Raw genomic sequence first — 9726 nt, 5'->3', positions numbered from 1 at the left:
GACGCCGCAACAGGCCCGCAACGAGTTTCTGAACTACCAGCTCGCAGCATGAATTAGTTGCTGATCAGCTGTCCGGAAAACGCGAGGCACATCAGGTCGCATCCGCGCGGACTCTGCTCGGTGGGTTAAAGGACGGCCCCGGCGGGAGCCACGCATCCCGGGCACGACCCAGGATGAAAGTCATCCACGCCCAGCACCGTTGGCGTCACCAGGGGCGCGTCGGGCATCCGGCGGATCATCCGGATCAACGTCATCCGGGACACCGCGACCGCCAACCGGTGCGCCAGTCGTGAGCCCGGTCTACCGCCCAATGCCAGTGCGACGGCCTCCAGGTCGCTGGCCGCCAAGACGGTGTGACGGCCGTACCGCCGGGTCAGACCTGGTACCTGCTCGACGAAGGTCCGCCGGCCGCAACCGGCGGGGCCGACCCTCGATCCGGCGAGGATGCGGCGGATGGTGCCGGCGCCGACCCGGTGGCCGAGGCCGACGAGTTCGCCTTGGATGCGCCGGTGCCCCCAGCCGGGGTTCTCCCGGGCCAGGCGCAGCACCAGGTCACGGATCTCGTCGCTGATCCGTGGCCGTCCCTGCTGGTTCGGATAGGTCCAGCGTCGGCGGACCAGTCGGCGATGCCAGGCCAACAGAGTCGCCGGGGTGACGATCCGGTGCTTCCACGGTTCTCGTGGCAGGGCCCGGACCAGCGCGGACAACACCGCGCGTTCCGGCCACGACAGCCGCGGCCGGCCGATCTGGCGTCGCAGTACAGCAACCTCGTGGCGCAGCACCAGCAGTTCCGCGACCATCGCGGCCTCGCTCCGCGTGGCCTGCGGCAGCCAGCCGAACACGCGCACCGCGCTCAAGTACAGCAACCGAACCAACACGCTCCCCATCCTGTGCAGGGACGCGGAACAGCAGCTCACAGCAGGTGCGATGAGTTTTGGCACGGTACAGGTGCTCGGCTTGCCACCGGGCGGCCTGCCCTGCTGCCTGGGCGGCCGAGTCGACCGGTGGTGGCAGGTGGGTGAGCAGGCCGACGTGCCTACCCGACAGACTCTCCGCGGACCAGGCGACGCGTATCCCAGCGGACGTCGCCTCTCGCATGAAGCGAAGGAACGCCGGTCGACTACCGCGTTACGTCGTCGGATGAGTTCTGCAGCGATTCGAGCTCGTCCAGCGTCGGCAGGCCTTGCCAGTCACCATCAGTGGCGACGGACCACGCGCCCATCAGGGCGGCCCAGCGAAGGGATTGGCTGCTGCCGTGGCCACGGATCAATGCCGCGAGGAAACCCCCGGCGAAGGCGTCGCCCGCGCCGACCGAGTCGACGGCCATCACTGGCACGGCCTCGACGACGTGCACCTGCCCCTGGACGTAGGCCACGGCACCGAGTTCGCCCCGCTTCACCACCGCGCTGCCGCCGCCCAGCGACGCGAGCTCACGGGCCAGCGACGTCGCATCCGGTGCATCGCAGGCGACCCGTGCCTCCCCCTCCGTGGCGAAGACAATGTCGGCTTTTGAGGCCAAAAAGCGGAATTCGTCGCGTGCTTCCCGCTCGCTCCACAGCGCCCTGCGGAAGTTGAGGTCCACCGATACCAGCGTGTCGGATGTACGGCAGATCTCGATGCTCTTGTGGACCGCGTCCAGGGCGGTCGCGCTAAGTGCGGGGGTGATCGCACTGGTGTGGAAAACCCTCGCGTTCCGAAGCAGGTCCGCGTTGACGTCATCGGGCCCTAGAGCGGACCCGGCGCTACCCGAGCGGTAGTAGGTCACGTGGGTTGACTGGCTAGTCCTGGGTGACTTGAGCATGATGGCGGTCGGCTTGGACGGGTCCACCGAAGCGAACGCGCGTACTCCCTCGGCGCGGAGCTCGCGAACCACCATGCGACCGAGCTCGTCGTCGCCGACGCGGCCTGCCCAGGCTGTCGCGACACCTAGACGTGTGGCGGCGATCGCGACGTTCGACTCCGACCCTCCGACGCTCAGCTCCAACGACCGGGCGTGCCGCAGCGGGGTCGTGTGGCGGTGGGTGAGCAGGGCCATCGTCTCGCCCATGGTGACCAGCTCCGGATAGCCCATGAGCGAGTCACTCATCGGTCGCCTGCTTCCAGCGCCGAAGTCGGTTCAGAAACCCTGTGACGCGCGCATGGAACGCCTCGTCGGGCCCGTCCGCCAGCGCATTTCGGGTGAGCGGTGAGCCGATGCCGACCGCCACCGCGCCTGCATCCAGGTAGTCGCCGATCTGGGCGTCGGTCACTCCGCCGGTCGGGATCAACTGGACGTCGGGCAGTGGGTCTCGTAGCGCACGTAGGTAGGCGGGCCCCCCGAGCTGCGCTGCGGGGAAGACTTTTACCGCGGGAGCGCCGGCACTCCATGCGGCCACGACCTCCGTTGGTGTCGCGGCGCCGGGAATGTGCGGCGTACCCAGCTCATGCGCCCGGGCGAGGAGCTCGAGGTTGAGGCAGGGCGAGAGGGTGTAGGTGGCGCCCATGGCGGTGGCCGCCTCCAGGTCGGCGACGGTCAGGACACTGCCGGCGCCGATTTCGGCTGAGTCGCCGAGCGTGGCTCGCAACTCCTGGATCGAAGCGAGTGCATCGGGGGTGGTCAGAGTAACCTCGATGCAGGTGACTCCCGCGTCGCGCAGCGCGACGGCGACCTCGGCGAGGTGGGTGCTGACGGGGGCGCGCAGCACGGCGATGATCCGTGTCGCGGGGATCGCGCGTGGCAGCACTTGTCGTGCGCCGAGCGTGGTGACCATTAGCGGGCGATGCTCCTTGCGGCTTGGAGAGTCAGAAGTAGGTGGTGACCGAGCCGGTGACGACATACTCGTCGTCGACCAACGGAATATGGCGCCACTTGTCGAATGCGGTGCACGGGTGCGAGATGCCGCATCCGATCCAGTCACCGGGGCTCAGCGGATCATCGTCTGGGATTGAGAGGTAAGCGTGCTGGTCGTTCAGCGCCGTCACAATGAAGCCCTCGGCAGGACGTTGACCCTGCCCGTCCCGATTGCGGACGTGAAGCACCACCGGCAGACCCTGGTCGAAGGGGACGTCCCGGCGGCCGAAGTCGGCGAAGGCGAGCCCACCCTCGGGACGGGAGAGGACCCGGCCCCAGATCTCCAGGGCGGGCTTGAGCGAATGTGCCGAGCCAGGTTGGGCGAAGGCGGCGATGCGGTCGTACAGGCCGTCGTCATGGGAGACGTAGCTCCCTGAGCGAATCAAAATGACGGGCTCGGAACGTGGCAGCACGGCCTTCTTCAGCTCGTCGACGACGATATCGAAGTAGGCTCCTCCTCCGACGCTGAGGATGACCGTGGGACCGTCGAACAGCTGCTGCTCATCCAGCGCTGCCGCGATGTCCGCAACGTGCCGGCAGTACGACGCGATCACCTGTACCGAGTCGCCCTCGCGGCTCGACACGAGCGCACCCTCGTAGCCGGCGACGCCGCGAACGTTCAGATACGGCGACTCCGAGGCTGCCCGGGCAACCTGCATCGCCTCGGCGAGCGTCCGTACGCCGGTGCGGCCCCCGGTGGTCGAGATCTCGACAAGGACGTCGAGAGTCAGGTCGAGGTCGAGCCCCGCGAGCACCTCCTCCATGATCCTGATGCCCTGGACCGAATCGACGTAGCACAGAAACTCGTGTTCGCCGGCGTCGGCCAGGTGCTGCGCGATCCACGCGATGCCGGCCCGGTCCACCAGCTCGTTGGCCAACAGGACCCGGGGGACACCGAACTCCCAGAAGGCCCTGACCTGGGCGGGGGTTGCCGCGGTGATGGCCCACGCCCCGGCCTCCAACTGGGCGTGGGTCAGCTCCGGGGACATGGTCGTCTTGCCGTGCGGGGCCAGCAGTACCTGTTCGGTCTCGCAGTACGCCCGGAGCTCGGCGATATTGTGTGCGACCGCCGAGTCCTTGAGCACCATGACGGGGGAGAAGACCGTCCCGTCGGTCAGCACCTGGGTCCCCACCGGGATGGGCTCGTGACCGCTACCCGGTGCGGACTTGAAGTACGGGTCATGCCCCGCTGCGGTACTCATCAGTGTCCCGGCTTCACGCTGACGATCAGCTCGACCTCGACCGGGGCGCCGTACGGCAGCTCGGCCAGACCCAGCGCCGAACGAGCGTGTTTGCCGCGTTCGCCGAAGACCTGCTCGAGCAGGACGGACGCACCGTTGATGACCGTGGGATGGTCTTCGAACCCCTCGGCGGAGGCAACGAACCCGGTCAGCTTCACGACGCTCTCGACAGCGTCGAGCGCGCCGAGTTCCTGCTGCAGGGCCGCCAGGCAGTTCAGGATGGACAGGCGAGCAGCCTCCTGCCCCTGCTCCACGTTCAGTTCCCGTCCCAGCTTGCCCTTCAGCAGCAACGTGCCGTCACGCGTCGGCGTCTGCCCGGACGAGAACACCAGGTCACCGACCCGCCGCGCCGGAACGTAGTTCGCCACCGGAACAGGGACCGGCGGGAGTTCCAGTCCGAGCGCTGCAAGGTTGTCGGCAGTAGACATTTCAGTTACCTCTTCAGATCGGGTGACCCGCTTCGGGCCACTCATGCTTCGAGTACTCGGGCCAGGAACTGCTGGGTGCGAGGGTGCTGGGGGTCCTTCAGGACCTGTTCCGGCGAGCCTTGCTCGGCGATGACGCCGTCGTCCATGAACACGACACGGTCCGCGGTCCGATGTGCGAAGCCCATCTCGTGCGTGACGACGACCATGGTCATCCCGTCGGCGGCGAGGCTGCGCATCACCGACGTGACCTCGCCGACCAGCTCGGGGTCCAGTGCCGACGTCGCCTCGTCGAAGAACATGATGCGGGGGTTGACCGCCAACGCTCGGGCGATGGCCACGCGCTGCTGCTGACCCCCGGAAAGCTGAGACGGGTAGTTCGCACAGCGATCCTGCATGCCGACCCGTTCGAGACACCGCAGTCCGACCTCGCGCGCTTCGGCCTTGCTCATCTTGAGCGACTTTCGAAGGGCCAGGGTCACGTTTCCGAGCGCGTTGAGGTGGGGGAAGAGGTTGAACTGCTGAAAGACCATTCCCACGTGGCCGCGGATCTCTGGGGCGCGTTTGGGGTCGTGCATGGGCACGTCTCCGACGACGACTTCGCCGGAGTCGGCCGTCTCCAGCCCGCTCATGATGCGCAGCACGGTGCTCTTGCCCGAACCGGATGCACCGATCAGGACGACCACTTCTCCGCTTGCGACGTCGAGGTCGATGTTCTTGAGCACCTGGACCGAGCCGAACGCCTTGGTGACGGCGCGGAGCTGGATGCTGCTGGCGATGGACTGTTCTTTCGCGGTTGTGGCGGTCATGCGGGCACGATCTTTCTCTCGTTTCTGCGCACCCACAGGGACAGCGGGTAGCAAATTACGAAGTAGAGGGCGGCGATGGTGAGGTAGACAGGGACGGGCTCGACGGTACGGTCGACAATGGCCTGGCCGGCCTTCATGAGTTCCACCATGCCGATGACGAACGCGATGGAGGTGTCCTTGATGAGCGAGATGTACTGCCCGATGAGCGGCGGAAACACGATCCGGCGCGTCTGAGGCAGGACCACGTACCTGAACGTCTGCATGGGCGACAGCCCCAGAGTCTGGGCTGCCTCCCGCTGTCCGGTCGGGACGGCCTCGATTCCGGACCGGAAGATCTCCGCCACGTACGCACCGTGGTAGATGCTCAGGCCGACGGCCGACGCGACGAAGAGTTCCACGCTGTACCCCAAGTAGAGTGCAGCGCCGAAGTACACGAACAGCAGGGTGATCGGCAGCGGAGACCCCCGGAAGATCTCCACGTACGCCCTCGCGAGCTGGGACACTACCGGAACCCGCGAGGTCCGCAGTGCGCCCACCACGAGGCCGATCGCCGTGCTTCCGGCAATGGACACCGCCGAGAGCTCCAGCGTCACCAGGAACGCCTTGAGGAGCTGAGGCAGGTTGTCCCAGATGAGTTCCAGGTTCATGCTGCCACCTCCGCCGTGGTCGTGATCGTCCGGGCACGACGAACCGGCCACAGGCCGGGCCGGACCTGTTCGAGCGGTGGCTTGAACAGGACCCGGCCCAGCAGACCGGAGGCGAACGACAAGGCGTTGCTGAGCACGAGGTAGAGCACCAGCGCAATCGCGAACACCTGCACGAACAGGAGCGTGCGCGCGTTGATGACGGTTGCCACTCCGGTAAGTTCGGGCACCGCGATCGCGGTGAGCAGCGACGTACCCAGCAGCACCTGGATCAAATTGTTTACCGTCGCCGGGTAAACGTTCCGCAACGCCTGGGGCGCGATCACGGAGATGAACGCCTGACGCGAAGACAGGCCGAGGACCTGAGCCGCTTCTCGTTGCGCGCGCGCCACCGATGAGATGCCTGCACGAAACACCTCACACAGGTATCCGCCGACGTTCAGGCCGATGGCCACGGTGCCCGCGGTGACCGCGTCCATTCGCAGGCCGAAGGACGGTAGAGCGAAGAAGACGACGAAGATCTGAAGAAGCACGGGCGTGTTACGGACGATCTCGACGTACGCTCCTGCGCCCAGACGCAGGACAGCATTCTTCGAGTTCCGCGCCAGTGCAGCGCCCAACCCGCAGACCAGCGCCAGCGCGAACGCGAGGAGGGTGATCCACAGCGTCAATCCCATTGCTCGTAGGAAGTCCGGCAGGTACTCCAGTACCGAACGCCACTGATAGAGCACCGAATTCTCCTCTCCTATGACTAGCGTCTGCCCGGGTTGCGGCTCAGTACTGGGGGGTCAGCGGGTACCTCGGGTCGATTCCGAACCACTTGTTGTAGAGGCGCTTGTTCTCGCCCGAGGCGTTCAGGCGGAAGAGGAACTGGTTCAGGTAGTTGAGCCACACCTGGTCACCCTGCTTGACGCCGAACGCGTTGTATTCCAGCGGCACGAGGGCGTCCTTGGTGACCTCCAGAGTCGGGTTCAGCTTTGCCTGGTAGGCCAGGAAGTTCGAGTCCTCGATCATGGTGTCGGCCTGGCGCTGCTTGACCGCCAGGATGGCCGCCTGCGACGTGTCGTACTCGTTGGTCTTCACGTTGATGCCGAGGTCCTTCAGCACATCAGCGTTGGTCGAACCCTTAACGGTGGCGACGGTCTTGCCAGGAAGGTCCTGGGCGGAGGAGATGCCGCTGTTCTTGTGGACGAGCAGCGCCTGGCTGGCGACGACGTACGGGTCGGTGAAGTCGATCTCCCGAGCACGCTCGCCGTTCCGCGTGAAGTTGCAGAAGACCACGTCGACCTTGCTGGTCTTGAGGTTGGGAATGCGGTTGGCCGATGTCGTGTCGACCACCTCGAGCTTCACGCCGAGATCCTCGGCGAGCTTCTTCGCGATGTCCACGTCGTAGCCGTCGGGCTCACCCTTCTCGTTCTTGAAGCCGAATGGGGCGAAGGAGAGACAGTCGGCGACCCGGACAGTGCCGTTCTGCAGGACCGACTTCAACGAGGAGTTGGCTGCGGATCCGGACGAACCATCATTGTTTTCTCCTGCTGGACTAGGGGTGCAGCCGGCCAGTGCGGCTGTCGCCAGAAGGCCTGCGACCGCTGAGGCAATGTACTTCTTGCCCAGTCTCATGATGGATCCTTTGCTAGATGGGGGATGGGTTCGGAATGGTCACTAGAGCTGCTCAGGTGGGCCCCGAGCTGCTCCGAAATCTGACTCGCTCCGGAGACGATCAAGGCAGCGAGCTCGTCGAGGTTCGCTCCCACACGCTCTGCCGGCCCGGAGACACTCACCGCCGCCACGACCGCACCGTTGTGGTCGAACACAGGCGCGGCGATACAGCGGATTCCGTCTTCGTTTTCGATGTCGTCGAGACTGAAGCCTCGTGCACGTACGAGGCGCAGGTCCTCCGCGAGCTGCTCTGCGGTGACCAGCGTGTGCCTGGTGTGCGCCGGCAGGCCTGCTGCCACGACGCGCTCGAACTCCTCGACGGGGAGATGGGCCAGAATCGCCTTGCCCGATGCAGTGCAGTGGACAGCGGCCCGGTCGCCCACCCGTGAGGCCATCTGGATGGGCGAGGATCCGGCGATCTTGTCGACGTAGACGACCTGCGCCTCGTTGTAGACCATGAGGTGGACGGTCTCCCCGGACGCTGCGGCAAGGCGCGCAAGAACCGGCTGGGCGACCGTTCGCAGGTCGAGCTTGTTCAGGTAGGCGCTGCCCAACGTCACCGCGCCCACACCGATCGCGTAGCTGCCGTCGCCCCTCTGCTGCACCAGGCTCGCTTCGAGCAGAGGTGCCATCAGCCGCAGGATCGTGCTCTTGGAAGCGCCCACACGCAACGCCAGCTCAGTCAACGTCCATCCGGCCCGTCCGTCCTGTGCGGCCAGGGCGTCGAGGATCGCGAGAGCTCGCCGAAGCGAGGACGAGTTGTTGCGAGGCGTCGAGGTCATCTCATTCGATTCTGCATTGCAAAACGATGTTCTGGTATGCAGCGACGCTACGAGCCCCGGAGTATCTATGTCAAGGGTCAGGCGATACGGCGCCGTTGCGTTATCGGATCGGCGGACGTGTTGAACCCGTGCCGGGGTGTGCCGTGCCATAACTCGTCGCACGGGTTGTGAGCTGAGGTTTCGCCCATCGGACGCATGCTTGGATGATGCTGTTCCGGCTGCTGTATCTGATTATGGTTCAGGTTTTTGGCTGGCTTGCGCGGCTGTCGCGCAGCGACGCAGCCAAGACCGCGGAGCTGCTGGTCCTGCGGCAGGAGGTCGCGGTCCTGCGCCGGCAGGTCGGCCGGCCTCGACCGTCCTGGCCGGACCGGGCGGTGCTGTCCGCGCTGGCGCGGCTCCTCCCCGGCAGGCTACGCCAGCATCGCCTCGTTACGCCGGCCACGCTGCTGGCGTGGCACCGCCGTCTGGTCCAACGCCGGTGGACCTACCCGAACCGGCCAGGTCGGCCGCCGATCAGTGCCGAGGTCCGGGATCTGGTCCTGCGGCTGGCTCGGGAGAACCCGAGCTGGGGACACCGCCGCATCCAAGGCGAGCTCGTCGGCCTCGGGTATCGGGTCGGTGCCGGCACGATCCGCCGGATCCTGGCCCGCACCCGGACAGGACCGGCGCCGCGCGGTGTGGACACCAGCTGGCGACGTTTCCTCCGAACCCAGGCGCACGGGCTGCTGGCCACCGACTTCTTCCACTTGGACACGATCGCGCTGCGGCGGATCTATGTGCTGGTCGTGATGGAGGTGGTCACCCGCAGGGTCCACATCCTCGGGGTCACCGCCAACCCGACGGGCGAATGGACCACGCAACAGGCCCGGAACCTGATCGTCGACCTCGGTGAGCGGGCAAACTTGTTCCGGTTCCTGATCCGAGACCGCGACTGCAAGTTCACCGGCTCGTTCGACGCCGTGCTTTCCGCCGAGGGCATCGACGTAGTTTGGATCCCGCCGCGGACACCTCGGGCGAACTGCTATGCCGAGCGGTTCATCGGCACCGTCCGCCGCGAGTGCACCGACCACATCTTGACCTACAACGAACAGCACGCCCGCACTATCCTCGACGGCTATGCCCGACCCTTCAACGGCCACCGTCCACATCAGAGCCTTGACCAACACGCACCCCGCCACGACCCGAAGGTTGTGATCCCGCTCGACCGACCGGTACGCAAACGCCGAGTCCTTCATGGCCTGTGTCAAGCCCCGGGTTTGATGGAGACGGGATTATCTGGTTTCCAGGGGTGCGGTGACCGGGTGGGTCATCGCGTGTAGCGCTTCGTGTTCGGCGG

11 protein-coding genes and 1 pseudogene are annotated in these 9726 nt (G+C 66.2%); 1 reads left to right on the top strand and 11 read right to left on the bottom strand.

Features of this window, described 5'->3' with window-relative positions; all coding sequences use genetic code 11:
- Positions 1-125 precede the first annotated feature (125 nt).
- The 11 genes and pseudogenes from ACWD6N_RS36610 to ACWD6N_RS36560 all read right to left on the bottom strand — a co-directional run bounded on the left by ACWD6N_RS36610 (position 126) and on the right by ACWD6N_RS36560 (position 8390).
- Complete coding sequence (locus tag ACWD6N_RS36610; protein WP_450006557.1) at positions 126-878, bottom strand: helix-turn-helix domain-containing protein; 753 nt, start codon at positions 876-878, stop codon at positions 126-128.
- A 70-nt stretch (positions 879-948) separates the two neighbouring features.
- Positions 949-1098, bottom strand: a pseudogene (locus ACWD6N_RS36605) (hypothetical protein); the annotation flags it as partial.
- 22 nt (positions 1099-1120) lie between these two features.
- Positions 1121-2086, bottom strand: coding sequence for a sugar kinase (locus tag ACWD6N_RS36600; protein WP_387330681.1), 966 nt, complete (start codon positions 2084-2086; stop codon positions 1121-1123).
- Positions 2079-2750 carry a bifunctional 4-hydroxy-2-oxoglutarate aldolase/2-dehydro-3-deoxy-phosphogluconate aldolase gene (locus ACWD6N_RS36595; RefSeq protein ID WP_387330679.1) on the bottom strand — a complete coding sequence of 224 codons (672 nt, stop codon included), beginning with the start codon at positions 2748-2750 and terminating at the stop codon, positions 2079-2081. The genes ACWD6N_RS36600 and ACWD6N_RS36595 overlap by 8 nt, the downstream gene beginning before the upstream one ends.
- Before the next feature lie 31 nt (positions 2751-2781).
- Positions 2782-3918, bottom strand: a complete 1137-nt coding sequence (locus ACWD6N_RS36590) for an alanine racemase (protein ID WP_450006554.1) — start codon at positions 3916-3918, stop codon at positions 2782-2784.
- 113 nt (positions 3919-4031) lie between these two features.
- Positions 4032-4499, bottom strand: coding sequence for a RidA family protein (locus ACWD6N_RS36585; RefSeq protein ID WP_387330674.1), 468 nt, complete (start codon positions 4497-4499; stop codon positions 4032-4034).
- A gap of 41 nt (positions 4500-4540) precedes the next feature.
- Entirely contained in the window at positions 4541-5305 is a 765-nt protein-coding gene (locus ACWD6N_RS36580) for an amino acid ABC transporter ATP-binding protein (protein ID WP_387330671.1), read from the bottom strand.
- Positions 5302-5952, bottom strand: coding sequence for an amino acid ABC transporter permease (locus ACWD6N_RS36575; RefSeq protein WP_450006552.1), 651 nt, complete (start codon positions 5950-5952; stop codon positions 5302-5304). The genes ACWD6N_RS36580 and ACWD6N_RS36575 overlap by 4 nt, the downstream gene beginning before the upstream one ends.
- Positions 5949-6680 carry an amino acid ABC transporter permease gene (locus ACWD6N_RS36570; RefSeq protein ID WP_387330665.1) on the bottom strand — a complete coding sequence of 244 codons (732 nt, stop codon included), beginning with the start codon at positions 6678-6680 and terminating at the stop codon, positions 5949-5951. The genes ACWD6N_RS36575 and ACWD6N_RS36570 overlap by 4 nt, the downstream gene beginning before the upstream one ends.
- 43 nt (positions 6681-6723) lie before the next feature.
- Positions 6724-7437 (bottom strand): ABC transporter substrate-binding protein, encoded by a 714-nt coding sequence (locus ACWD6N_RS36565; RefSeq protein WP_387330662.1) that lies wholly within the window; start codon positions 7435-7437, stop codon positions 6724-6726.
- Positions 7438-7565: 128 nt separating this feature from the next.
- Positions 7566-8390 (bottom strand): IclR family transcriptional regulator, encoded by an 825-nt coding sequence (locus ACWD6N_RS36560; protein WP_387330659.1) that lies wholly within the window; start codon positions 8388-8390, stop codon positions 7566-7568.
- Positions 8391-8596: 206 nt separating this feature from the next.
- Here ACWD6N_RS36560 and ACWD6N_RS36555 point away from each other — a divergent pair, with 206 nt between their 5' ends.
- On the top strand, positions 8597-9709 hold the full coding sequence (locus tag ACWD6N_RS36555; protein ID WP_450006548.1) for an integrase core domain-containing protein: 1113 nt from the start codon (positions 8597-8599) through the stop codon (positions 9707-9709).
- The last annotated feature ends 17 nt before the right edge of the window (positions 9710-9726 follow it).

The sequence above is a fragment of the Micromonospora sp. NPDC005163 genome, assembly GCF_053599835.1.
Note: the sequence above shows the minus strand (reverse complement) of the source record. Positions and strands in the feature narration are given on the sequence as shown.

Coding starts and splice junctions, on each gene's coding strand:
- ACWD6N_RS36600 (WP_387330681.1), bottom strand. CDS start 2,086: ATGAGTGACTCGCTCATGGGCTATCCGGAGCTGGTCACCATGGGCGAG.
- ACWD6N_RS36575 (WP_450006552.1), bottom strand. CDS start 5,952: ATGAACCTGGAACTCATCTGGGACAACCTGCCTCAGCTCCTCAAGGCG.
- ACWD6N_RS36580 (WP_387330671.1), bottom strand. CDS start 5,305: ATGACCGCCACAACCGCGAAAGAACAGTCCATCGCCAGCAGCATCCAG.
- ACWD6N_RS36585 (WP_387330674.1), bottom strand. CDS start 4,499: ATGTCTACTGCCGACAACCTTGCAGCGCTCGGACTGGAACTCCCGCCG.
- ACWD6N_RS36590 (WP_450006554.1), bottom strand. CDS start 3,918: ATGGTGCTCAAGGACTCGGCGGTCGCACACAATATCGCCGAGCTCCGG.
- ACWD6N_RS36595 (WP_387330679.1), bottom strand. CDS start 2,750: ATGGTCACCACGCTCGGCGCACGACAAGTGCTGCCACGCGCGATCCCC.
- ACWD6N_RS36555 (WP_450006548.1), top strand. CDS start 8,597: ATGCTGTTCCGGCTGCTGTATCTGATTATGGTTCAGGTTTTTGGCTGG.
- ACWD6N_RS36560 (WP_387330659.1), bottom strand. CDS start 8,390: ATGACCTCGACGCCTCGCAACAACTCGTCCTCGCTTCGGCGAGCTCTC.